This window comes from Pectobacterium jejuense (genome assembly GCF_026800125.1).
Taxonomy (GTDB): Bacteria; Pseudomonadota; Gammaproteobacteria; order Enterobacterales; family Enterobacteriaceae; genus Pectobacterium; species Pectobacterium jejuense.
In genome coordinates, this window is record NZ_JAPQKX010000008.1 from 217,673 (window position 1) to 241,784 (window position 24,112).

A 24,112-nucleotide genomic window follows, 5' to 3' on the forward strand; every position below is an offset into this window, starting at 1 on the left:
ACTACAGACGACCGCTGTAGTGATAGGCGACATATTTCAACAGCTTAAACTGCCGAAAAATACGGCTCGGCTGGGACAGCAAACGATACAGCCATTCCAGCCCTAAGTTTTGCCACACGAGCGGGGCGCGCTTCACATGCCCGGTAAAGACGTCATACGTTCCCCCCACGCCCATATACAGCGCATCAGGATAGTGGTGACGACAGTCGCGCATCAGGATTTCCTGTCGTGGCGACCCCATCGCAACGGTAACAATTTGCGCACCGCTGGCGCGGATACGTTCGAACAGGGCATCGCGCTGCTCTGGCGCAAAATAGCCATCCTGACTGCCGACAATATTCACGTTCCACTGCGCGCGCAGCTTCGCTTCCGTTTGTGCCAGCACATCAGGTTTACCGCCCACCAGAAAAACCGGCGTTCCTTCTTTGCCCGCCCGCTCCATTAGCGCTTCCCACAGATCAGCGCCTGCAATCCGCGTGACGTCAGCCTGCGGGTACTTGCGACGAATGGAACGCACAATGCTAATGCCGTCCGCATACTTGTACTCTGCGCGATCGAGCAACGTACGCAGCGCCACGTCTTTTTCCGCCGTTAGCACTTTCTCTGCGTTAATCGCCACGAGCGTGCCCGTTTCAACCCGCTCGCCCGCAAACAGGTAATCAACAAACTGCGCCATATTGCGAAAGCCGTGAATGGGCAAACCACGGATGGTATACAGAGGAATGGTCTCTGTGGTTTTTAACGCTGTCATACCTGCTCCTTTATCACAGGATCCACGGTGTTGGGTGTCGGCGCGATCGGCGTGGCTCGCATACGCATCAGACGCTGCCGAATGAGTCCGGCGCTTTCCAGCAGCCAATAGAGCAGTTTGGCAACCAGCAGACACAGACCAAATACCAGACAGAAAAACACCACACGTGAAACAAAAGAATCGACGCCTTCACGCGTCAGCACAATAATATTGAACACCGCCCCGAAGCAGAACGCCTGTAAAATAGCGGCCTTATAGCGATTGCTGTCGTTCTTCCCTAACTCGTACACCCAGTCGAACCACTTGATAACCAAACCTACTGCAATTGCGCCGAGCGGGATAAACAGTACCCCGCCCATCACCACCAGCGAACCCAACAGCGTGGGGGAGATCGCCAGCCCAGAGCGGTTATTCAACACTTCCCAGGTGAAATAGTTCGCACTGTTTAACACCAGATTCGGACGGTCCGGCCATAGCCAGGAGGGAATAAAGACGTAGAAATCACGGGCAATCGGTGCCAGCCCCTGAAAATCAATCTTGTCGTAGTTCTGCCACAGCAGCGCCAGATTTTCCCAAGGCGAGAAGGTGTCACGGGTTAAATAGAGGAACGTATAAAAGGCGTAATCACCGCTGACGTCCAGCCCATAGCGCTTCAGCGCCAGCCAGAACATCCCGACAATCCCGAACGCACCGGCTGCAACCAGCATCCAAAGCGTAATCCAGCCACGCACAATGCCAATAAACAGAAACAGCGCGAAGGCGATAATCACATTCGCGCGCGTTCCGCCAACAATCACATACGTCAGCATTCCAAACGCGACCGTTCCGATGAGGAACATTATCCACGCACGCTGCGTCTGGCGCAGGAAATACACCACCAGCATCGCCGGAATGAAGAAGTAGAAAAAGCGTTTCAACGCCACGCCGGATACATCGCTGGAGAATATCTGGCTATAAGAACGCAGCTTAAACAACAAGAAGCCATTGTTGAGGAAGAAAATACCGACGGTGGCGACCGCAATCAACGCCAGCAGCAGCCAGGTCAGATTGGCTTCAACCCGGTTCACCGTCAGGAGTGGCGCACGTGGCGCGGAGGTTTTCTGGCGTAACCGCGTCTTATAGCTGACGTAATAGATCGCATAGAACGCCGTCGCAGACAGCATCGCCTGAAGCAGGAACTGCACGGGAACCACTTCAACGCCAAACCGGAACACCAGCACGCAGGTAAACGGAAAACCAAAATAGAACGTCAATAAATAGAGCAGGGAAAACAGCACGTTAAAATTAAAACGCACCCGCCGAAACTCCATCCAGGTCAGGCTCAGGATAAAGATGACTGAAATCAGGTAGACGACAAACAGCCCACCAAATTGCCCCAGCGTCATGTTGGTTCTCCCGCCGCCAACGCCAACGCATCGCGCCAGCCTTGCAGATAATTGGGATTAAAGAACGCAATCTGGTGCTTATCGACTGATGCCAGTTGGCGCTGCGCTTCACGTACCAGCGCTTCATCCAACTCGTCACCGTAAAACAGCACAGGCAGCCCTTGTTCCGTCAGATCCTGCCAGAACGGGTTTTGTCGGCTGATCACGAACGGCACGCCAAACTGAATCAGCAGACATAACGTCCCTATTCCCTGCTGGCGATCGAAAATAAAATAGCCCAAATCGCAGGTGCGCAGCATGTTGAGATAATCATCAAATGCCAGTTGGTCTTTTAGCAGTTGGAAATTTTTCACGCCAAACAGCGCCAAACCGTCCTTTTCCACCTGCGCGATGTAGGAGTCGTTATTCGCGGGGTAGCCCATTGGCACAATCACCCGCACATTTTTTCCGAACTGCTTGTGAATCGCCCGCAGCGCTTCCTGATGGCGATTCGTGCGATCGCCAGAATTGCCGACCAGAATCGTCATCGGCCCTGCCAGCGGTTTATCCACCAGCATGTCCGTTAGCGCCGGATTCATTCGCGTTGGGAAGTACAGCAATGACGTCGGCACGCGAGGTGAACGCTGCTGATACCACGCCAGATCGCCACGCGTGGCAAACACGTGTCCGACACGCTTTTGCGCCATACGCCGCAGCAGATAAAACAGGCGATACTTCAGGCTACTCGCCTCTTCATACAGATCCGCGCCCCAGACGTGCCAGTAAACCTGCTCGGATTTGATTTTTCCGCTCAGCAACGCCAGCCACAGTGTGGGGTTAAACTGCCCATGCAGGAAAAAGCGCATCTTGCGGTTCGCTTTCGCTCTGGCGATGACCGCCTCAGCCAGCGTTTTCTTATCCACGCAGGTTTCGATACGCAGCGCAGGGAAATCAGCCGATGAAATGCCGTCGCGAGAAGCCACGATAAAATGCCGAATCTGCTGTTCGGGGAGTTCCGTCGCCAGTACGTCGTTAAAAAAACGTAAAACGGTCTGGTTATGATGCGGGATGTCAGATCCCAATACATGAATCAGTGTCGTCATGCTCGCCTACGGTAAATAATGAATACGCAACAACAAAGCAAAAAATAGACCAGGTAGGTTGCCATATAGGCCTGCGCCGCACCTTGTGCGCCATAAAGCGGAATCAGCCAGTGGGAAAACCCGGTCAGCAGGAGAAACTGGCTCACTTCCGTGAGCAGATAAAAGCGCAACGCCGCTTTCGCAATGACCAGATAGCCAAAGACGTAAGCGCCCACTTTCATGACATCGCCCACCAATTGCCAAACGAAGAGATCTCGCATTGCCGTGAACTCGCTGGAGAACAGCAGCCAGATGGCAAAATCTCGCAGCAGCCACACACAAAAGCTGACGCCTGCAACAACGGGCAGCACAAACTTCAGCGAGCGGACAATCTCCTGCGACAATGCGGCTTTATCCGTCAGACGCGAGAGTGTTGGCAACAGATACACGGTAAAGGAGGCGGTAATGAATTGCAGGTAAGCATCGGAAATACTACTGACGCCCTGCCAAATACCCACTTCGTCCCAGCTGTAATGTGCCGCCAGCAGGTTACGCATCATGATGTACGCAACGGGCAACGTCACCGCGGTCATCAACGCCATCAGCGTAAATTTGCCCAACTGCCCGGCAATCGCGCGATCCCACGCGGGTTTCAGCGATGTCAGCGACAGCGGAGTGCGCCGATATAGCATGATGCCTGCTGGAATCACCAGCAGCGCGGGCACCAGCGCCAGCCCTGCCAGTGCGCCAACATAGCCGCCCAGTTGCAGGCAGAGCCCAAAGGCCGCCAGCCCGATCAGGCTGCCGCCGATCACAGCCAGCGCGTTGCCTATCGCATCCCGATAACCCTTGAGAATCGCCAGAAACAGGTTGGCGTAGGCGATACCCATTTGGATAAACGCCAGCGCACGCACCACATCGCGATAGTCATCATGCCCAAACAGCAGATTGGCGATAGGCGTTGCAGCGGAAAGAAAGAGAATCGCCAGCAGCGTGGAGAACCCCAGCACCAGCGTGACTGACGTACCGAGCAGCGGCCTGAGCCGTTCCGGCTGTTGCTGGTATTCCGCCACGTATTTGGTGACGCCGTTGAAGATCCCCGCACCGGCTAACACGCCTAGAACCGTAATAAGCTGACGGAAATTCCCTGCCATCCCCACACCGCTAGGGCCAAAAGCGACCGCCAGCAGTTTGACGACAACCAGCCCCGCGCCGATTTTTATCAGCGTGGAGCCTGCCGTCCATATCGATGCTTTCGCCAACGACATATCAGGAGAAGAAGCTCAGAATGGTATTGATCACCGTCCGCTGATTGACGTCTGACAGGTTGTAGAACAGCGGTAAACGCACCAACCGCTCGCTTTCCTGCGTGGTGTAGCGGTCTTCACCGGAGAAACAGCCGAAGTTCAAACCGGCCGGACAACTGTGCAGCGGGATATAATGAAAGACCGTCATGATTTCGGCTTCTTTCATGTAATTGATAAACGCACTGCGGTCGTCCTGATCGCGCAGTTTGATATAAAACATGTGCGCGTTGTGAATCCCATTGGCAGGCACGGTCGGCAGGGTGATACGCCCGGCATCGGCCAGCGATTTGAATGCCGCGTAGTAGTTCTGCCACAGTTTCAGGCGACGTTCGTTGATCGGCCGCGCCGCTTCCAGCTGTGCCCAGAGGTAGGCAGCCTGAATATCCGCCATCAGGTAGCTTGAACCGATATCCCGCCAGGTGTATTTGTCCACCTGCCCACGGAAGAACTGACTGCGGTTGGTGCCTTTTTCACGAATGATTTCCGCACGCTCCACCAGCCTTGCGTCATTAATCAACGTGGCTCCGCCCTCGCCGCCCGAGGTGTAGTTCTTGGTTTCGTGAAAGCTGAAGCAGCCGATGTGGCCGATAGAGCCCAGAACGCGGCCTTTGTAGCTCGACATCACGCCCTGCGCGGCATCTTCCACGACATATAAATCGTATTTCTTCGCCAGTGCCATAATCACATCCATCTCGCAGGCTACACCTGCGTAGTGAACCGGCACGATAATGCGCGTTTTTTCCGTAATGGCCGCTTCGATCTTCGTCTCATCAATGTTCATGGTATCTGGGCGGATATCGACAAACACGATCTTCGCACCACGCAGCACAAAGGCGTTAGCGGTAGACACGAAGGTATAGCTCGGCATGATCACTTCATCGCCGGGCTTAACGTCCAGCAGGATAGCGGCCATCTCCAGCGACGCGGTGCAGGAAGGCGTGAGCAGGACTTTTTTGCTGCCGGAATAATGTTCCAGCCACTGCTGACAGCGACGGGTAAACCCACCATCACCGCACAATTTACCGCTGCTCATGGCAGCCTGCATATAATCTAGTTCTGTACCAACAACTGGTGGCGCATTAAATGGAATCATGTGATCACCTGTATAACCAATACGCCGTGCTCTCAATCATGGCACCACGGCGAAGATAAAGACGAAGCGCCGCCACATTGCTAACCTGTGTCGCGACCCGAAGACATATCAACTCTTGTTGTCGGCACCACGCTTCCGCCAGCGCCATCAGCTGTGAACCGATGCCACGTACCGTAACGCCCGGCCACACGCCCAGCAGCCCGATACGGGCATCCGCGTCATTCACTCTGCGTAGCGTGACCCATCCCTGTGGGTTGCCAGCGGCATCTTCCACCAGCAAACAGCAGTGGTCGAACGTACCGCGCACGGCATTCTCAATCCACTGCGCATAGAAACGTCCGCTATCCTCCGGTTGATACCACGGAGAACGAAAACGGCTCAGCGCAAAAACACGTGACGCCGCGTCCCTCAGTGCAGGGATATCGTCGGGTGTGGCTTCACGCCAGCGCGGTAGCGGCGTAACAACCGTAGTCCGTTGCAGCGGCAGACTGAGATCGACCTCGCCTTCCACCAATCGAAACCCAAGATCGGCAAGCGCATCTGCCAGCACCAGATTGTCCGCTGCGATTTTAGCCTGCGTCAGCGTAAATGCGTTCAGCGCATCGAGCGTCAACGCAGGCGCAGAAGGCGAAAAATTCAGCTTACCGCTGTCAATCTGGAAGAATTCGCTCTCCCAGCCCAGCGGTTCGACCGTGGCGCGAATCTCTCCCTTTCCAATTGATATCGGATGGGTCATCGTGTCGCTCCTTTCTTTTCCGCCATCTGGTTTTCCAACTTTCGGTTTTTCAACTTCTAGTTTTTCAACGTCTGGCACGAGCTTAGTCGTTCAGCCCTAAACGTTCACCGGTATAAGAACCATCCTGCACGCTGCGCCACCATTTTTCGTTATTCAGATACCAACTGACGGTTTTTCTCATGCCCGTCTCAAACGTTTCTTCTGGACGCCAGCCCAGCTCACGTTCAATTTTCCCGGCATCGATCGCGTAACGCATGTCGTGGCCTGGGCGGTCTTTCACATAGGTGATGAGATCGCGGTAATGCGCTACGCCAGCGGGCTTATTCGGCGCCAGCTCTTCCAGCAGCGCACAAATGGTCTGCACGACTTCAATGTTTTTGCGCTCGTTGTGACCACCGATGTTGTACGTTTCGCCGATTTCACCTTCCGTCACCACTTTGTACAGTGCGCGAGCGTGGTCTTCGACAAACAGCCAGTCACGGATTTGCGCGCCGTCACCGTAAACCGGTAACGGTTTGCCCGCGACCGCATTCAGAATCACCAGCGGAATCAGCTTCTCTGGGAAATGGTAAGGACCGTAGTTGTTCGAGCAGTTGGTGATAACAGTCGGGAACCCGTAGGTGCGCAGCCAGGCGCGAACAAGATGGTCGCTGGAGGCTTTCGATGCGGAATAAGGGCTGCTTGGCGCATAAGGCGTGGTTTCTGTAAACAGATCCTCCGTCCCATGCAGGTCACCAAACACTTCATCGGTAGAGATATGGTGAAAACGGAACGCACGCTTGTCCGCATCAGCCAGATTCTGCCAGTAGTGGCGCGCCGCTTCCAGCATCGTATAGGTGCCGACAATGTTGGTTTCGATAAATGCCGCTGGGCCATCGATAGAGCGGTCGACGTGGCTTTCTGCCGCCAGATGCATCACCAACGCAGGCTGGTAAGCCGTAAAGACACGGTCCAGTTCAGCACGATCGCAGATATCAACCTGCTCGAACGCGAAGCGTGAGCTATCAGCGACGGGTGCCAGCGAAGACAGGTTCCCTGCATAGGTCAGCTTATCGACAACGACGACGCTGTCCTGCGTTTCAGTCAAAATGTATCTGACCAACGCCGAACCAATAAATCCTGCACCACCGGTAATTAAAATACGTTTCAACGCCATACTCCCTTGGTATCGATAACCCACTGTTGTTTAACATCTTCTGGATTAATCGCTTTAAACTGACGATGGTCAACCAGCATTACCAGCACATCGGCTTCTTTTAATGCACTGCTGGCATCGACCAGTTTTACCTGTCCGGCCAACACGGACGGCAGGTATTTGACATTCGGTTCGACGGCTAACGTCACGCCGGTGTTCCACTGTGCGATCATGGACGTAATTCCTACTGCGGGACTTTCACGCAGATCGTCAATATCGGGCTTGAACGCCAGCCCAAAGCAGGCCACCGTGACTTCGCTGGCGCGTTTATCCGTTTGCGCCAGATAATCCGCCACGGCCGCTTTTACGCGATCCACCACCCAGAGCGGTTTGCCATCGTTCACCAGTCTGGCGGTATGAATCAACCGGGCCTGCTGCGGGTTCTGTGCCACGATAAACCAGGGGTCGACCGCAATACAGTGCCCGCCGACGCCAGGGCCGGGTTGCAGGATATTGACGCGAGGATGGCGGTTTGCCAATCGGATAAGTTCCCATACGTTAATGTTTTGTTCGGCACAAATCAGCGAGAGCTCATTGGCGAAAGCAATATTGACGTCGCGGAAGCTGTTTTCCGTCAGCTTGCACATTTCGGCGGTGCGGGAGTTAGTAACCACACACTCACCTTCGAGGAAGATTTTGTATAATTCACTGGCGCGTGCAGAGCACACCGGGGTCATGCCGCCAATGACGCGATCGTTTTTAATCAGTTCGACCACGACCTGCCCTGGCAGCACGCGTTCAGGACAATAGGCTATATTGATATCCGCCGTTTCTCCAACCTGCTGCGGAAACGTCAAGTCCGCTCGCGCATCAGCCAGCCACTCGGCCATTTGCTCGGTTGCACCTACGGGGGATGTCGATTCCAGAATCACCAGATCGCCTTTCTTCAGAACAGGCGCGATAGACGCTGCAGCCGCCTGAACATAGGCCAGATCGGGTTCGTGATCGCCTTTGAAGGGAGTAGGAACGGCGATCAGGAAAGCATCGGCTGGCACAGGCTTTGTCAGCGCCTGGAGGTAACCATTTTCCACTGCCACTTTGACCAACGCATCCAGATCGGGCTCGACGATATGGATTTCGCCGCGATTGATGGTTTCGACCGCCAGTTTGTTCACATCGATACCGGTGACTTTTTTCTGGCGCGACGCAAACGCCGCAGCAGTGGGTAAACCGATGTAGCCTAAACCGATTACGGAAATGGTAGTAAAGCTCATAGTGTCACCATAATTATTTCTCGGATACTGAGAGATGCATTGAGCGGTGATAATGGATAGATCGTAAAGACGCTGTGAATACATCCCTGTACGCTCGGCTCGCGCCATCCCTGGCGCAAACGCTTTACTCTTCTATTCCATTATCACCGTTTGCATTCTGTAAATCGGGCCGCCGCGGGACGGTGTTTAAAATCGCTCCTGGCGATTTTTTAAAGCATCAACGATGCGTTGACAGGCTTGCCCATCACCATAAGGATTGTGGGCACGGCTCATTGCCTGATACGCCTCTTCATCCGTCAACAGCATAGATACCGCATCAACAAGGCTGGTTACTTCTGTTCCTACCAGTTTGACCGTACCGGCTTCCACCGCCTCCGGCCGCTCTGTCGTATCACGCATCACCAATACAGGCTTGCCTAACGACGGCGCTTCCTCCTGAATACCGCCAGAGTCGGTCAAAATCATGTAAGAACGATTCATCAAATACACGAAAGGCAGATAGTCCTGCGGCGCAATCAGCATCACATTATCAATGCCGCTCAGGATACGATTCACGGGCTCGCTGACATTAGGGTTCAGGTGAACCGGATACACAATTTGTACTTCAGGGTGTCGACGGGCGATATCCGCCAGCGCGCTGCAAATGCGCTCAAAACCGCCGCCAAAACTCTCACGGCGGTGTCCGGTAACCAGAATCAGCTTCTTGTTATCGTCTAAAAAAGCATATTTCTCGTCGAGGCTGCGACGTAGCGCGGCGTCCCCGAGAATACGATCGCGCACCCAGAACAGCGCATCAATCACCGTATTACCCGTCACAAAAATATGTCGGTCAGACAGGTGTTCACGCAGTAAATTTTGGCGAGAATTTTCCGTCGGGGCGAAATGGTACATCGCCAAATGCCCGGTCAGTTTGCGGTTAGCCTCTTCCGGCCAGGGCGAGTACAGATTACCAGTACGCAATCCCGCTTCTACATGGCCGACGGGGATACGCTGATAAAAAGCAGCCAGACTGGTTGCCAACGTCGTGGTGGTATCGCCGTGTACCAACACCAAATCCGGTTTGAACTCCGCCATAACGGGTTCAAGTCCTGATAAAATCCGGCAGGATATCTCACTGAGTCCCTGTCCCGGCCGCATAATATCCAGATCGTAATCCGGCGTAATATCGAACAAACGCAGCACCTGATCCAGCATCTCCCGGTGCTGGGCTGTTACGCAAATTCTCGATTCAAAGGCTCCATCCTGAGCCAGGGCATGAACCAGCGGTGCCATTTTTATGGCTTCCGGCCGGGTGCCGAAAACAGTCAATACTTTCACATTGAATCTCTTTAATCAGGTTAGACGCAGACGCTCGCTGAGCATCAGACGCGAATCAGCAAGCTGGTTAGCGCGGACGGCGAGCCAAGGCAACACCCGCGCCGACGAGCGCACCAATCGCACCCCACATCACCATCAGGAATGCCCGGCGTGGGCTGTCACGCTTCACCGGTTCTTCCGGGGTACGTAAATAACGATACGTCTGGAAAGTGGCCTCAAGCGTTGGGCCAACGTTCAGCGTCGCCAACATCGCGCGATTTTGATCGTAATCCAGTTCATAGTGCGGGCCGCTGGTCTGCAATGTTTCCAGCCGGGCTTGAAGCATCGGCCTGCCAAGCAGAAACATTTCCGATGCGGGGATTTCGTCTGCCGGAGTATCCGTCTGGCTGCGGCTAATACCTTGCTGCTGGGCGATTTTCAGCGCCAGTTCAACGCTGCGGACTTCGCGATCGTAAATCGCTTTTGCTACCGCTTCCTGACGCTTGATCTGCGACTTCATGAAAATGGTTCTGGCCGCCCAGGCACCCTTAATCTCTTCATTCAAGTGACTTGCTGCACGCTGGCTGGCAAAAGCCACATACTGACGAAGCAACGTGTTGGAATCTTTAGAGGTTTCTGCCACCAGCTTCACGGAATCATTGGTCTTTTTCCCGTCGTCGCGAGGCGTAAACTGAATGTTGTTAACCAATTCATCTAGCAGAGCCGCATCGGCTTTTTCATCGCCTTCCAGACGCTGCTTATAATAGTCAGTCTGCAACCAGAAATCGCGGCGGGTATCGTAAGCCGCTAATTGCATGATGAACTCGTCATAAGCATCGGCCGAAATAGACGGTTGTTCTGGCTGAGGCGCGGAAAAAGAACGGGCGTCGAGGTTACGCAGGAATTGCTGCTGCGAATAATACCCACCCAGCATATTGACCGTCGGCTTGTCGGTAATCGCTGTCGCGCTCCACTCCTGTTTAACAAGATAGGAATAGCCTAGTGCCACAACGGCAAAAAGCAGGCCGATTGCTATCGGCCATACCTTTCCACGCCACAGCAGGCGAAATAACCCACGGATATCCAATTCGTTATCAATCAACGCATTCCCGGTAGACAAGTTCTCTGATTTCATTACTTCCCCAAAATTATTTGGTCAGGATGACTGCTTTTGCTCATCAGAATGCCGCATACGGCGTTTGATTCGTTTGATAAAACGGGCGACCCGCCATGCTCGTTTCAGGCAGTAGCCATACAGTAGAAATGCAAGCAAGAATAATGCCAACATTAACCATTCTGGTATGAAAAAGAAATATTCTCCCAACACACCGACCGCGGCCAACAAGGCGGCAGCAAGCGTAATCAGCACAAACGCCTGACGGGAAGAGAAGCCAGCACGCATCATTAAATGATGGATATGTTGTCGGTCAGGCGAGAACGGGCTCATCCCTTTACGCAAACGCCGATACATAATGGCGATCATATCGATCAGCGGGATAGCGATGATCCACAGTGCCGTAACCGGATTAATCGGATGCTGCGGGCCTTGCGTTGTTTGAATCAGGAGCCAGATGGCTGTGAAGCCAATCATCGTGCTACCCGCATCGCCCATGAAAACCTTGTAGCGTGGCCCAAACATGCCGAGGTTAAGCAGAATATAAGGCAGCGTCGCCGCAATCATGGCGAAACACCACAATGCCAGATTCGTGTGGCCGCTCAGGTACAGCAAAATGCCCATCGCCCCAAATGAGACGCTGGACAACCCGCCGAGCAACCCATCGATCCCGTCCACCATATTGAACGCGTTAATCGCCGCCCAAACCGCAAACAGCGTGACCAGATAGCCAAACGGCCCCAGCCCCATCTGCCACGGACCGAAAATGAATCCCAGGTTGTGTATCGTCAAGCCAGCGAAAGACATCATCACCACGGCAACAAACGCCTGCACAACGGCACGAATTTTCACACTGATATCAAAACGATCGTCCAGCATGCCGATAAACACCAGCACACCCGCGCACAGCAGGTAAAGACGGAAGTTGGGAATATATTGATCGGTAATGAAGTAGGTAAAGCAGATACCTGCATACACGGAGATACCACCAACCAGGGGTATAAGACCCCGATGGCGTTTACGGTAGTTGGGACGATCGACAAGCCCTATTTTACCCGCAATGCTGCGAGCAAAAAAAAGAAAGCCCAGAGAAAACAAGAAAATAAATAGTAGTTCGGTACTCATAGTGAGTAAGTTCACCGTTAACAGCTGCGCTGTAGCTGTTCAGTATAGACTCGGTTTACGCCTTATATCCTATCGCCCACGTTGATCGCCAGTACAAATTGAGTGATAACCGAGACTTCCAGGTAGAAAGCCCCTTCACATCCGATCAATTAGGGGATAAAAAAACGCCACGACCCAGCGTGGCGTTCCCCGAGTTATCCGTAATGGATGAACGCCCGGATTTATGAACGTTTCATCATATCGAAGAATTCATCGTTGGTTTTCGTCATCGCCAACTTGTTGATGAGGAATTCCATCGCGTCGATCTCACCCATTGGGTGGATGATCTTACGTAGGATCCACATCTTCTGCAATTCTTCAGAGGTGGTAAGCAGTTCTTCTTTACGCGTACCGGAACGATTGTAGTCAATCGCCGGGAACACGCGTTTTTCTGCGATTTTACGCGCCAGGTGCAGTTCCATATTACCTGTACCTTTAAATTCTTCGTAAATCACTTCATCCATCTTAGAACCAGTATCAACCAACGCAGTAGCGATGATGGTCAGGCTACCGCCTTCCTCAACGTTACGCGCCGCACCGAAGAAACGCTTCGGACGATGCAGGGCGTTGGCATCCACACCACCGGTCAACACTTTGCCCGAAGCCGGAACTACGGTGTTGTAAGCACGTGCCAGACGCGTAATGGAGTCCAGCAGGATGATAACGTCTTTCTTATGCTCAACCAGACGCTTCGCTTTTTCGATCACCATTTCGGCAACCTGAACGTGACGGGAAGCCGGTTCGTCAAACGTTGACGCTACCACTTCACCTTTCACCAGACGCTGCATCTCGGTCACTTCTTCCGGACGTTCGTCAATCAGCAGCACCATCAGCACGCAGTCAGGATGGTTGTAAGCGATGCTCTGTGCGATGTTCTGCAGCAGCATGGTTTTACCCGCTTTTGGCGGTGCAACGATCAGACCACGTTGACCACGGCCGATCGGCGAAGCCAGATCCAGCACACGCGCCGTCAGATCTTCTGTCGAACCGTTACCCCGTTCCATACGCAGACGAGAGTTTGCGTGCAGCGGCGTTAAGTTTTCGAACAGGATCTTGTTGCGGGCGTTTTCAGGTTTGTCGTAGTTGACTTCGTTAACTTTCAGCAGCGCAAAGTATCGTTCACCTTCTTTCGGCGGACGAATCTTGCCAGAAATGGTGTCACCAGTGCGGAGGTTAAAACGGCGGATTTGGCTGGGAGAAACGTAGATATCATCGGGGCCTGCGAGGTAGGAGCTGTCTGCGGAGCGGAGAAAGCCGAAGCCATCCTGCAATATCTCCAGCACACCATCGCCGAAAATATCCTCGCCGCTTTTGGCATGCTGTTTCAGAATAGCGAAGATAATATCCTGTTTGCGCATGCGGGCCTGGTTTTCCAGTCCCATATTTTCGCCAAGAGTAATTAACTCAGAAACTGGCGTATTCTTTAATTCGGTAAGATTCATAGTGGTGGGTTCTTTAACTCGGGGTAAATCTCGAACTATAACGTGAATGGTATGGCAGGATCATCCGTGCCTCTATAACAGCCTTCAACCACCGGATTCCTGTCTGGTTTCACACCTGAAGCGCATTAAATCCGCGCAAAACAACATCCGCATAAACGATATCCGCATAAATCAACGGCAGGAGATCGAAGACACATAAAACCAATTATTGTAAAACTAGCAGACTGCCCAAATCGGATTACAAACGTGTTGTAAAACAATCGTCTTGTAGAACAATTACCTTGTAAAACAACGATTTTTTCGATTTCGACACAGAATAATGCTTTAGACTCTAACTTTCAGGCTTAAGCCTAAGGGCTTAAACATAGGCAAGTACGATATGCAGTGATGAAGAATCTAACACGCTTCCCGACGAGCGGCAAGCAGTCAATATGAGAATTACATATTGCCCAATTGCGCCCGCCGGCGACACCCTTTTTAGGGTATCAAGCTAATTACAGATTCGCCGTCAGGAACTCTTTCAGTTGCCCTTTCGACAGTGCGCCGACTTTCGTCGCAGCGACTTCGCCGTTTTTAAACAGCAGTAGAGTAGGAATACCACGGATACCATATTTCGGCGCAGTAGCCGGATTTTCGTCAATATTCAGTTTGGTAACCGTCAGTTTACCTTCAAACTCTTCAGCAATTTCATCCAGAATAGGAGCGATCATTTTGCAAGGACCACACCACTCAGCCCAGAAATCAACCAAGATAGCGCCCTCAGCTTGCAATACTTTCGTGCCGAAGCTGTCATCAGTCAGGTGAATTATTTTATCGCTCATATTTTACTCCGCAGGATTATTTCTACCGTGTTGGTGTAGCATTAACCAACAACGGCTTGACTTTATTTCACCGGATACGCTTTCGTAAAGCAATAGTTAGCTGATATTCTACCACACTATGAGCAAAACACACTTAACTGAACAGAAGTTTTCCGACTTCGCCCTGCACCCGCAGGTTATTGAAGCTCTTGAAAGTAAAGGGTTTCATAACTGTACGCCTATTCAGGCGTTAGCTCTGCCATTGGCTCTGTCAGGGCGTGATGTTGCGGGTCAGGCGCAAACCGGTACCGGCAAGACGCTGGCTTTTCTCGCGTCTACTTTCCATTATCTGCTTTCACACCCTGCAAACGCAGAGCGTCAGACGAATCAGCCACGTGCTTTAATTATGGCACCAACCCGTGAACTGGCTGTCCAGATTCACTCTGATGCAGAAGCGCTGTCTCATGCAACGGGGCTAAAATTAGGTTTAGCCTACGGTGGCGACGGCTACGACAAACAGCTTAAAGTGCTGGAAAGCGGCGTTGATATTCTGATCGGCACCACTGGTCGCCTGATCGATTACACCAAGCAGAACCACATCAATCTGGCAGCGATTCAGGTCGTCGTGCTGGACGAAGCCGATCGCATGTACGATCTTGGCTTCATCAAAGACATTCGCTGGCTATTCCGCCGCATGCCTGCAGCGGCACAGCGCCTGAACATGCTCTTCTCCGCTACGCTCTCCTACCGGGTGCGTGAACTCGCGTTTGAACAGATGAATAACGCCGAGTACGTGGAAGTTGAACCGGAACAGAAAACCGGCCACCGCATTAAAGAAGAACTGTTTTATCCATCCAACGAAGAAAAAATGCGCCTGCTCCAGACACTGCTGGAAGAAGAGTGGCCGGACCGCTGCATTATTTTCGCGAATACCAAGCATCGCTGTGAAGACATCTGGGGCCATCTGGCTGCCGATGGCCATCGCGTTGGGCTGCTGACGGGCGACGTCGCACAGAAAAAACGTCTGCGTATTCTGGAAGAATTTACCCAGGGTAATCTGGATATTCTGGTGGCAACGGACGTTGCAGCACGCGGCTTGCATATTCCTTCTGTGACCCACGTTTTTAACTACGATCTGCCGGATGACTGTGAAGACTACGTTCACCGTATTGGCCGTACGGGTCGTGCGGGGCAAAGCGGATTCTCTATCAGTCTGGCCTGTGAAGAGTACGCGCTGAATCTCCCGGCTATCGAAACCTATATCGGTCACGGTATCCCGGTCAGCAAATACAACAGTGACGCGCTGATGAGTGATTTACCTGCGCCGAAGCGTTTAACACGTCCACCGCGTTCCAATAATGGCCCGCGCCGACACAATGCGCCACGCCGCAGCGGAGCGCCCCGTAATAACCGTAAACGAGCGGACTAACCGTCGATGCTGAGCTCTTCTTCACTTTACGCTGCCATCGATCTCGGCTCGAACAGCTTCCATATGCTGGTCACCCGGGAAACCGCAGGCAGCATTCAGACTCTGGCGAAAATAAAGCGTAAAGTCCGCCTTGCGGCAGGGCTGGATAAACAGAATCGGCTCTCGCAGGAAGCGATGCAGCGTGGCTGGCAGTGTCTACAACTGTTCTCCGAACGGTTGCAGGACATTCCGCAGGATCAGGTACGCGTCGTCGCTACCGCAACTCTGCGGCTGGCAACGAATGCCGACGAGTTTCTGCAACGGGCTCAGGAAATTCTGGGCTTGCCGATTCAGGTTATCAGCGGTGAAGAAGAAGCACGCTTGATTTATCAAGGCGTGGCACATACGACAGGCGGCCCGGATGCGCGTCTGGTCGTGGATATTGGCGGTGGCAGTACCGAACTGGCAACGGGAATCGGTGCAAAAACAACGCAGTTGATCAGCCTCCCGATGGGATGCGTAACGTGGCTGGATCGCTATTTCAGTGACCGCAATCTGGAAGCTGGTAATTTTGAACGCGCTGAACAGGCGGCGCGTGAAATGTTGCGTCCTGTCGCGGCCTCTCTGCGCGAGCAGGGCTGGCAAATCTGCGTCGGCGCTTCCGGCACAGTCCAGGCACTGCAGGAAATCATGGTCGCGCAGGGAATGGATGAATACATTACTCTGCCGAAGCTCAGACAGCTTAAAGAGCATGCGATTCAATGCGATAAGCTGGAAGAATTGGAAATTGATGGCCTGACGCTGGAACGCGCGCTGGTTTTCCCCAGCGGATTAGCCATTCTGCTGGCGATCTTCCAGGAACTCGACATCAAAACGATGACGCTGGCCGGAGGCGCACTGCGTGAAGGACTGGTCTATGGCATGCTGCATCTGCCCGTCGATCAGGATATTCGTCACCGTACGTTAGCAACGCTGCAACGCCGTTATCTGCTGGATACCGAACAGGCTAAACGCGTCAGTGCGTTGGCGGACAACTTTCTGCAACAGGTTGCCCGTGACTGGCAGTTAGATAGCCGATGTCGCGAGTTACTGCGCAGCGCCTGTCTGGTACACGAAATTGGTTTGAGCATCGATTTTCGCCAGTCGCCCCAGCATGCAGCCTACTTGATTCGCCATAGCGATCTCCCCGGCTTTACGCCCGCCCAGAAGAAACTGTTAGCCACACTCCTGCAAAACCAGATTAACCCTGTCGATTTAATGCCGCTCAGTCAGCAAAATGCGCTGCCGGTCAATCAGGCACAGCGCCTGTGCCGTCTGCTTCGTCTGGCAATTATTTTTGCCAGCCGCCGCCGCGATGACACGCTGCCAGCCGTACGACTGCGCGTAGAAGGCGAAGCGTTGCGTTTGATTCTGCCTGCCGGTTGGTTGGTTCAGCATCCGTTACGGGCAGAAATGCTGGAACAGGAAAGTCGCTGGCAGAGCTACGTACACTGGCCGCTGATGCTGGAAGAAACCCCAGCTTAACGAACATATAGGGGAGCGCGCTTTACTCCCCTTTTGCTTTCGCTAGCATCGCTCGAATATTGGCAACGTTCGTCTGACCTTTCTGCATACGCTCTTGTGCGCTAACCACCTTTCTTTCTGTTTCCCACACCACATCATCCTGCGGCAGTTCAAGCAGGAAACGACTCGGTTCAGGGCGCACCAACTCGCCATACTGGCGACGTTCTTTGCACAATGTGAAGAACAGTTCGCGCTGAGCACGCGTAATCCCCACGTATGCCAAACGACGCTCTTCGTCGACGTTATCTTCATCAATGCTGCTCTGGTGCGGCAACAGACCTTCTTCCATCCCAACCAGAAAGACATACGGGAATTCCAAGCCTTTGGACGCATGCAGCGTCATTAGCTGAACCTGATCCAGTTCCTCTTCACTCTCTCCACGTTCCATCATGTCACGCAGCGTGAAGCGCGTTACGACCTGCGTAAGCGTCATGGGTTCATCCAGATCGGACCCTTCCAGCATTTCCGTCATCCAGCTGAATAGCTGATTGACGTTCTTCATCCGCATTTCTGCAGCTTTTGGGCTCGGCGAGGTTTCATACAGCCAGCTTTCGTAGTCCAACCCATGAATCAGATCTCGCACGGCGGCGACCGGTTCACGCTCTGCCAGACGGGCGATTTCCGCCAGCCACTGGGTAAACCGTTGCAGGGATTCCAGCCCACGCCCGGTCAGCGACTGGCTTAGCCCGAGATCAAAACTCGCGCTGAACAGGCCTTTATTGCGCTGCCCTGCCCACTCACCTAGCTTCTTCATCGTCGCCGGGCCAATCTCACGCTTGGGCGTGTTCACAATGCGTAAGAATGCACTGTCATCTTCTGGGTTGGTCAGTACGCGTAGGTAAGCCAGTAAATCTTTGATTTCAGGTCGGGAGAAAAACGACGTGCCGCCGGAGATGCGATACGGAATACGGTTCTGCATCAGCATCTTTTCAAACAGACGCGATTGATGGTTACCACGATACAAAATGGCATAGTCGCCGTACTGGGTCTTTTTAATAAAGTGATGGGCGATCAGTTCACCAACGACCCGCTCCGCTTCGTGATCTTCATTGTTGGCGGTAATCACTTTGAGTTCATCACCGTAACCCAGTTCCGAGAACAGCCGCTTTTCAAAAACGTGCGGGTTATTGGCGATGAGAATATTGGCGGCTTTCAGAATGCGCCCGGACGAGCGGTAGTTTTGTTCCAGCTTAATCACGTCAAGCGCGGGGAAATCCTGCTGTAGCAACACCAGATTCTGCGGCCGCGCACCGCGCCAGGAGTAAATAGACTGATCGTCATCCCCTACGACGGTAAAACGCGCACGGGTGCCGACCAGCAGCTTAACCAGCTCATACTGGCTGGTGTTGGTGTCCTGATATTCATCCACCAGCAGGTAGCGTAAGCGGTTCTGCCAGCGTTCACGCACCTCAGCGTTCTGCTTCAGCAACAGCGTGGGCAGCAAAATCAGATCGTCGAAGTCCAGCACGTTACAGGCACGCAGATGGTCGTGATAGAGCGAGTAGCAATGCACAAACAGCTTGTCGCGTTCGGAGCGAGCGGTTGCTGCCGCACCGGCAGGATCGATCAGATCGTTTTTCCAGTTTGAGATCGTCGAGATCAGCTGTTGCAGCAGAACCTTATCGTTCTCCAGCCACTGTTCCGTCAGCTCTTTCAGCAGCGCCATCTGGTCCTGATCGTCAAACAGGGAAAAATTAGATTTCATGCCCAACGCGACGTATTCACGTTTGATGATCTCCAGCCCCAACGTATGGAAGGTCGCAATCATCAGCCCACGCGTTTCTTTACGCCCCAGCGTCTGCGCCACGCGCTCCTTCATCTCACGCGCCGCTTTGTTGGTAAACGTCACAGCGGCAATGTGCTTAGCCTGATAGCCACACTGGCGAATAAGGTGCGCGATTTTGTTGGTGATAACACGGGTCTTGCCTGAGCCTGCGCCCGCCAGTACCAGACAAGGTCCGGTGACGAATTCGACGGCGTGTTGTTGGCTGGGGTTTAAGCGCATAACGATCTTGCTCACTCATAAAACGGAAGGCGATTGTAGCAGAAAGCCGTATCGATCTTGACCAGGGATTTGTTATTAAGGAAAGCATATCGCAGTCCACATCTTGCGTTGCAAATGTTACATTGCGCGCCGGAATCTCTTTTGCAAAAAAGGTAATAACATGGCCAATACCGCAGCAGCCCTACACATCCTGGTAGACACTGAGCAGGAAGCTAATGACATTCTTGCGCAACTGGAAAAAGGTGCAGACTTCCAGAAACTGGCACAGAAGCACTCGACCTGCCCGTCAAAACGCAACGGCGGCGATTTAGGTGAGTTTCGTAAAGGTGACATGGTGCCAGCTTTCGATAAGGCGGTGTTTTCCTGCGAATTACTGAAACCGTTTGGTCCGGTGAAAACCCAGTTTGGTTACCATGTGATCAAGGTGTTGTATCGCAATTAAGTTGTACCGCAACTCAGTCGTCACACCGACGCCCCGAACATAAAAAACGCGCCGACCTTCTGGTTTGGCGCGTTTTTTCTATTAACTGCCTAACTAGCCTATCGTCATCAGGCTAGCATTGCCGCCTGCGGCGGCGGTATTGATACTCAGAGAGCGTTCGGTCAGCAGACGCTCCAACTGAACGTGGGTATCGCCCTGCGCATAGCCTAACGGCTGGATAATTGGGCCATCGCGCTCTGCAAGCACCTCACTCAGTTGCCGTAACCGATCGGCATCCCCATGATAAATGACGCCATGAAAAGACACGTCTTGCCGCTGCCAGTCAAGCGTGAACTGAATATGCGACTGCACGCCTGCGGGTAAACGGCCATAAAGCGTTTTCTCCTGCTCACCTTCCGGCCATAGCAACGCCCCGCCGATTGCCAGCACCGCCGCCGTCTGAATCAAGCGATCGTCCTCATTATCCGCCAGACACAGAATCCGCTCACGCGGTAGCAGCGCATAGGAATTACTTTCCCCTGTCGGGCCGGGCAGCAGTCGGGTTGTCCCGCTAACGCTATATTCTCTATAGAGCTGGCATAACGTCGCGAGCCCGTCACGTTCCCCAGCAATCGCCCAGTCTTCCAGCGCCTGTAGCCCCGCTAGCAGCGACGATCGGGCAGACACATCCAGCGCCTGCTCGCGGTTCTGCTGTGCGAATTCTGCCGCAAGCGCGTCGTCCGGCCGATGTGTCAGCAAGCGGTACAGATAAAGCGGCCCGCCCGCCTTTGGTCCGGTTCCTGATAAACCTTCCCCACCAAACGGTTGAACACCAACAACGGCACCAACCATATTGCGGTTCACATATTGATTACCCACCTTCGCCTTGCCCGTCACACGCTGAATAGTCTCATCAATACGGGTATGCACACCCAGCGTCAGACCGTATCCCGCCGCGTTGATCTGCTCAATCACTGCATCCAACTGCTGGCTTTGATAGCGAACTACGTGTAAAACTGGACCAAAAACTTCTTTTTTCAGCTCGTCTATCTTGCCCAGTTCGATCAGGGTCGGTTTCACAAACGTCCCGTGCCGCCACGTCTCCTCATCCTGCGAATACGCGGCCTGAAATACCGTATGGCCTTTTGCCCGCATCGTCTGAATATGCCGTTCCACGTTCTCTTTCGCTTCCGCGTCAATTAGCGGGCAGATGTCGGTCGATAACCGTTCAGGATTCCCCATTCGGCATTCCGCCATCGCGCCACGCAGCATATCCAAGGTGCGATCCGCAATATCCTCTTGCAGACACAGTAGACGCAGCGCCGAGCAACGCTGTCCGGCGCTGTCGAACGCAGAGGCGATAACGTCATTCACCACCTGCTCCGTCAGCGCAGACGAATCGACAATCATCGCATTCAGGCCACCCGTTTCGGCAATCAGCGGCGTCAAACGCCCCTGTGGATCGAGCCTACCCGCGATGCTGCGTTGCAGGGTTTTGGCAACGGCCGTCGACCCGGTAAACACCACGCCGCGTACCCGTTCATCGTTCACCAACGCGGCACCAATCGTTTCTCCCTGTCCGGGCAGCAGTTGCAGCACGCCCAGAGGAATGCCCGCCTCATGTAAAATACGCACCGCCTGTGCCGCAACCAGCGGCGTCTGTTCAGCCGGTTTTGCCAGCACGCTGTTTCCTGCCGCCAGTGCGGCAGAAATTTGACCGGTGAAGATCGCCAGCGGGAAATTCCACGGGCTGATGCAAACCACCGGCCCCAGCGGACGATGGGTATCGTTAGTGAACGTGTCTCGAATCTGAGCCGCGTAATAACGTAAGAAGTCCACCGCTTCGCGTACTTCCGCAATCGCGTTACTGAAGGATTTACCCGCTTCCCGCACCAGCAGCCCCAGCAGGCTTTGCAACTGCGCTTCCATCAGCGAGGCGGCCTGATTCAATATCGCGGCACGCTCTGCAGGTGGCGTCGCAAACCAGATGGTGCCAGCATGTACCGCGGCATCTACCGCCAGCTCAACATCCGCCACCGAGGCATCGAGAACGTAACCCACCACATCGTGCACATCCGCGGGATTCACGACAGGTCTTTCTTCACTCGCCTCGCTTTCCCCCTCAATCATTGGCGCGGCATACCACGGCTGTGACGCATGATTCAGCAACGCGCTGGAGAGCGAAGCCAGTCGGTGCTCGTTCGAGAGATCCAGTCCGCTCGAATTTTGCCGTTCCTGCCCATATAGCTGACGCGGCAGAGGAATCTTGGGATGTGGTGCGCCCATGATCCACTCCACTTTTGCCAGCGCCTCTACGCCACGAATCGGATCGGCAATCAGCGTTTCCAGCGCCATTGAGGTATCTGCAATGCGGTTAACAAACGAGGTATTCGCGCCGTTTTCCAGCAGGCGTCGCACCAGATAAGCCAATAGCGTTTCATGGGTTCCGACCGGGGCATAAATACGGCACGGACGGTTCAGCTTGCCGTCAGCAACCGCGCCCACCACCTGATCGTAGAGCGGTTCCCCCATGCCGTGCAGGCACTGAAACTCATACTGACCGGGATAATAATTGTTGCCCGCCATGTGGTAGATCGCGCTTACCGTCTGCGCGTTGTGCGTGGCGAACTGCGGGTAAATCAGATTCGGTACGGCCAGCAGCTTGCGGGCGCATGCCAGATACGACACATCGGTATAGACCTTACGCGTGTAGACCGGGTAGCCTTCCAGCCCGTCAACCTGCGCGCGCTTGATTTCACTGTCCCAGTACGCTCCTTTCACCAGACGAATCATCAGCCGCCGACGGCTGCGCTGCGCCAGCTCAATCAACGCATCAATCACATACGGGCAGCGTTTCTGATAAGCCTGAATGACAAACCCGATACCATTCCACCCTGCCAACTGCGGCTCCATACAGAGTTTTTCCAGCAGATCGAGCGAGATCTCCAATCGATCGGCTTCCTCCGCGTCAATATTGATCCCGATATCGTACTGACGCGCCAGCAGCGTCAGCATCAACAAACGCGGATAAAGTTCCTCCATCACACGATCATACTGCGATCGGCTATAGCGGGGATGCAGCGCCGACAGCTTGATGGAAATACCCGGCCCTTCATAAATCCCGCGCCCGTTCGAGGCTTTGCCGATAGCATGAATCGCCTGCTGATAGGCCGTCAGATACGCGGCAGCATCGTGTTCCGTCAGTGCCGCTTCACCTAACATGTCATAAGAGTAACGGAAGCCTTTATTCTCCCGTTCGCGGGCATTCGCCAGCGCTTCACCAATGGTTTCCCCAGTGACAAACTGCTCCCCCATCAGCCGCATAGCCATATCGACCCCTTTGCGGACAAGCGGCTCACCGCTTTTCCCGATGATGCGGTTCAGCGAATTAGAGAGGTTCACTTCGTTGTGCGTCGCCACCAGCTTTCCGGTAAACAGCAGCCCCCAGGTTGCAGCATTCACAAAAAGTGACGGACTGTGACCAAGATGCGCCTGCCAATTTCCCCGACTGATTTTGTCGCGGATCAGCGCATCGCGCGTGGATTTATCAGGAATACGCAGCAGCGCTTCGGCTAAGCACATCAGCGCCACCCCTTCCTGAGAAGAAAGTGAGAATTCCTGTAGCAGCCCTTGCACAATGCCCGCACGCCCACTTCCGGCTTTCTGGCCGCGTAATTTCTCTGCCAGCTGATAAGCCAGTTTCTGCGTTAACTGCGACATTTCATCGGTAAGTCTTGCCTGTTCGAGCAAGATAGGCACTAGTTCACTTTCGGGGCGGCGGTAAACAGAAGTGATGGCGGCGCGGATAACGGACTGCGGAAGAATGTGCTCGGCGAAATCAAGAAAGGGTAGGTGGGTTTCTTCTTCCTGAGATTGCGGCATAATCTCTTCCGCTTCAATGTGGCTGACATTCGCCCATTGCGGTGTTTCAGGAGTGTCGAGGCCGCTTTCGAGGCGTTCAAGGTAATGGAAAATAGCCTGTTTGATCAGCCAGTGCGGTGTACGATCAATACGCTGTGCTGCCGCCTTGATACGTTCGCGCGTTTCCTCATCGAGTTTCACACCCATCGTGGTAGAGCCCATAGAGTCCACTCCTATAATGAGAAGATGCACATCGGGATAACGTCAATATCAACCATGTTGCAACTTTGTGCAAC

General features: G+C 53.6%; 18 protein-coding genes. 3 read left to right on the plus strand and 15 right to left on the minus strand.

Features of this window, described 5'->3' with window-relative positions; translation table 11 throughout:
- Position 1: 1 nt before the first annotated feature.
- From wecG to trxA, 13 genes are all read right to left on the minus strand, one after another.
- Entirely contained in the window at positions 2-751 is a 750-nt protein-coding gene (wecG, locus tag NXT09_RS16170; protein ID WP_205552239.1) for a lipopolysaccharide N-acetylmannosaminouronosyltransferase, read from the minus strand.
- A complete protein-coding gene (gene wzyE, locus NXT09_RS16175) occupies positions 748-2,136 on the minus strand; it encodes an ECA oligosaccharide polymerase (RefSeq protein WP_180774901.1) in 1,389 nt (462 codons plus the stop codon). Before wzyE ends, wecG begins: the two co-directional genes overlap by 4 nt.
- The gene (locus NXT09_RS16180; protein WP_268580397.1) at positions 2,133-3,218 is read right to left on the minus strand and encodes a TDP-N-acetylfucosamine:lipid II N-acetylfucosaminyltransferase; all 1,086 of its coding nucleotides are present in this window, start codon (positions 3,216-3,218) and stop codon (positions 2,133-2,135) included. The genes wzyE and NXT09_RS16180 overlap by 4 nt, the downstream gene beginning before the upstream one ends.
- A complete protein-coding gene (gene wzxE, locus NXT09_RS16185) occupies positions 3,215-4,465 on the minus strand; it encodes a lipid III flippase WzxE (protein ID WP_268580399.1) in 1,251 nt (416 codons plus the stop codon). The genes NXT09_RS16180 and wzxE overlap by 4 nt, the downstream gene beginning before the upstream one ends.
- Before the next feature lies 1 nt (position 4,466).
- A complete protein-coding gene (gene rffA / locus NXT09_RS16190) occupies positions 4,467-5,597 on the minus strand; it encodes a dTDP-4-amino-4,6-dideoxygalactose transaminase (RefSeq protein WP_268580401.1) in 1,131 nt (376 codons plus the stop codon).
- A 4-nt stretch (positions 5,598-5,601) separates the two neighbouring features.
- Entirely contained in the window at positions 5,602-6,333 is a 732-nt protein-coding gene (gene wecD / locus NXT09_RS16195) for a dTDP-4-amino-4,6-dideoxy-D-galactose acyltransferase (protein WP_268580403.1), read from the minus strand.
- 82 nt (positions 6,334-6,415) lie between these two features.
- Positions 6,416-7,489 carry a dTDP-glucose 4,6-dehydratase gene (gene rffG, locus NXT09_RS16200; RefSeq protein ID WP_240584008.1) on the minus strand — a complete coding sequence of 358 codons (1,074 nt, stop codon included), beginning with the start codon at positions 7,487-7,489 and terminating at the stop codon, positions 6,416-6,418.
- Positions 7,480-8,742 carry a UDP-N-acetyl-D-mannosamine dehydrogenase gene (wecC, locus tag NXT09_RS16205; protein ID WP_268580405.1) on the minus strand — a complete coding sequence of 421 codons (1,263 nt, stop codon included), beginning with the start codon at positions 8,740-8,742 and terminating at the stop codon, positions 7,480-7,482. Before wecC ends, rffG begins: the two co-directional genes overlap by 10 nt.
- A 186-nt stretch (positions 8,743-8,928) precedes the next feature.
- Positions 8,929-10,059, minus strand: a complete 1,131-nt coding sequence (wecB, locus tag NXT09_RS16210) for a non-hydrolyzing UDP-N-acetylglucosamine 2-epimerase (protein ID WP_205552247.1) — start codon at positions 10,057-10,059, stop codon at positions 8,929-8,931.
- Between the two features lie 67 nt (positions 10,060-10,126).
- Entirely contained in the window at positions 10,127-11,173 is a 1,047-nt protein-coding gene (gene wzzE / locus NXT09_RS16215) for an ECA polysaccharide chain length modulation protein (protein WP_268580408.1), read from the minus strand.
- A gap of 21 nt (positions 11,174-11,194) precedes the next feature.
- Positions 11,195-12,292 carry a UDP-N-acetylglucosamine--undecaprenyl-phosphate N-acetylglucosaminephosphotransferase gene (gene wecA, locus NXT09_RS16220; RefSeq protein WP_240584010.1) on the minus strand — a complete coding sequence of 366 codons (1,098 nt, stop codon included), beginning with the start codon at positions 12,290-12,292 and terminating at the stop codon, positions 11,195-11,197.
- Positions 12,293-12,498: 206 nt separating this feature from the next.
- Positions 12,499-13,758, minus strand: coding sequence for a transcription termination factor Rho (rho, locus tag NXT09_RS16225; RefSeq protein WP_010283881.1), 1,260 nt, complete (start codon positions 13,756-13,758; stop codon positions 12,499-12,501).
- A 494-nt stretch (positions 13,759-14,252) separates the two neighbouring features.
- Positions 14,253-14,579 (minus strand): thioredoxin TrxA, encoded by a 327-nt coding sequence (gene trxA, locus NXT09_RS16230; protein WP_010283883.1) that lies wholly within the window; start codon positions 14,577-14,579, stop codon positions 14,253-14,255.
- Positions 14,580-14,697: 118 nt separating this feature from the next.
- Between trxA and rhlB the strand changes: the two genes are divergently transcribed.
- Together rhlB and ppx are read left to right on the plus strand one after the other, a co-directional pair.
- The gene (gene rhlB, locus NXT09_RS16235) at positions 14,698-15,987 is read left to right on the plus strand and encodes an ATP-dependent RNA helicase RhlB (protein ID WP_268580416.1); all 1,290 of its coding nucleotides are present in this window, start codon (positions 14,698-14,700) and stop codon (positions 15,985-15,987) included.
- 6 nt (positions 15,988-15,993) lie between these two features.
- On the plus strand, positions 15,994-17,490 hold the full coding sequence (gene ppx, locus NXT09_RS16240; RefSeq protein WP_268580418.1) for an exopolyphosphatase: 1,497 nt from the start codon (positions 15,994-15,996) through the stop codon (positions 17,488-17,490).
- Between the two features lie 22 nt (positions 17,491-17,512).
- Here ppx and rep read toward each other — a convergent pair whose 3' ends face one another.
- Positions 17,513-19,534 (minus strand): DNA helicase Rep, encoded by a 2,022-nt coding sequence (gene rep / locus NXT09_RS16245; RefSeq protein WP_182814222.1) that lies wholly within the window; start codon positions 19,532-19,534, stop codon positions 17,513-17,515.
- Positions 19,535-19,694: 160 nt separating this feature from the next.
- Here rep and ppiC point away from each other — a divergent pair, with 160 nt between their 5' ends.
- Complete coding sequence (gene ppiC / locus NXT09_RS16250; protein WP_010294655.1) at positions 19,695-19,976, plus strand: peptidylprolyl isomerase PpiC; 282 nt, start codon at positions 19,695-19,697, stop codon at positions 19,974-19,976.
- A gap of 93 nt (positions 19,977-20,069) precedes the next feature.
- On the opposite strand, the gene putA is transcribed toward ppiC, so the two are convergent.
- Entirely contained in the window at positions 20,070-24,038 is a 3,969-nt protein-coding gene (putA, locus tag NXT09_RS16255) for a trifunctional transcriptional regulator/proline dehydrogenase/L-glutamate gamma-semialdehyde dehydrogenase (RefSeq protein WP_268580426.1), read from the minus strand.
- Between the last annotated feature and the right edge of the window lie 74 nt (positions 24,039-24,112).

What these genes read in the sequence shown, in the direction of transcription:
- wecG (WP_205552239.1), bottom strand. Translation starts at nt 751, where the DNA reads ATGACAGCGTTAAAAACCACAGAGACCATTCCTCTGTATACCATCCGT.
- wzyE (WP_180774901.1), bottom strand. Translation starts at nt 2,136, where the DNA reads ATGACGCTGGGGCAATTTGGTGGGCTGTTTGTCGTCTACCTGATTTCA.
- NXT09_RS16180 (WP_268580397.1), bottom strand. Translation starts at nt 3,218, where the DNA reads ATGACGACACTGATTCATGTATTGGGATCTGACATCCCGCATCATAAC.
- wzxE (WP_268580399.1), bottom strand. Translation starts at nt 4,465, where the DNA reads ATGTCGTTGGCGAAAGCATCGATATGGACGGCAGGCTCCACGCTGATA.
- rffA (WP_268580401.1), bottom strand. Translation starts at nt 5,597, where the DNA reads ATGATTCCATTTAATGCGCCACCAGTTGTTGGTACAGAACTAGATTAT.
- wecD (WP_268580403.1), bottom strand. Translation starts at nt 6,333, where the DNA reads ATGACCCATCCGATATCAATTGGAAAGGGAGAGATTCGCGCCACGGTC.
- rffG (WP_240584008.1), bottom strand. Translation starts at nt 7,489, where the DNA reads ATGGCGTTGAAACGTATTTTAATTACCGGTGGTGCAGGATTTATTGGT.
- wecC (WP_268580405.1), bottom strand. Translation starts at nt 8,742, where the DNA reads ATGAGCTTTACTACCATTTCCGTAATCGGTTTAGGCTACATCGGTTTA.
- wzzE (WP_268580408.1), bottom strand. Translation starts at nt 11,173, where the DNA reads ATGAAATCAGAGAACTTGTCTACCGGGAATGCGTTGATTGATAACGAA.
- rho (WP_010283881.1), bottom strand. Translation starts at nt 13,758, where the DNA reads ATGAATCTTACCGAATTAAAGAATACGCCAGTTTCTGAGTTAATTACT.
- trxA (WP_010283883.1), bottom strand. Translation starts at nt 14,579, where the DNA reads ATGAGCGATAAAATAATTCACCTGACTGATGACAGCTTCGGCACGAAA.
- rhlB (WP_268580416.1), top strand. Translation starts at nt 14,698, where the DNA reads ATGAGCAAAACACACTTAACTGAACAGAAGTTTTCCGACTTCGCCCTG.
- ppx (WP_268580418.1), top strand. Translation starts at nt 15,994, where the DNA reads ATGCTGAGCTCTTCTTCACTTTACGCTGCCATCGATCTCGGCTCGAAC.
- rep (WP_182814222.1), bottom strand. Translation starts at nt 19,534, where the DNA reads ATGCGCTTAAACCCCAGCCAACAACACGCCGTCGAATTCGTCACCGGA.
- ppiC (WP_010294655.1), top strand. Translation starts at nt 19,695, where the DNA reads ATGGCCAATACCGCAGCAGCCCTACACATCCTGGTAGACACTGAGCAG.
- putA (WP_268580426.1), bottom strand. Translation starts at nt 24,038, where the DNA reads ATGGGCTCTACCACGATGGGTGTGAAACTCGATGAGGAAACGCGCGAA.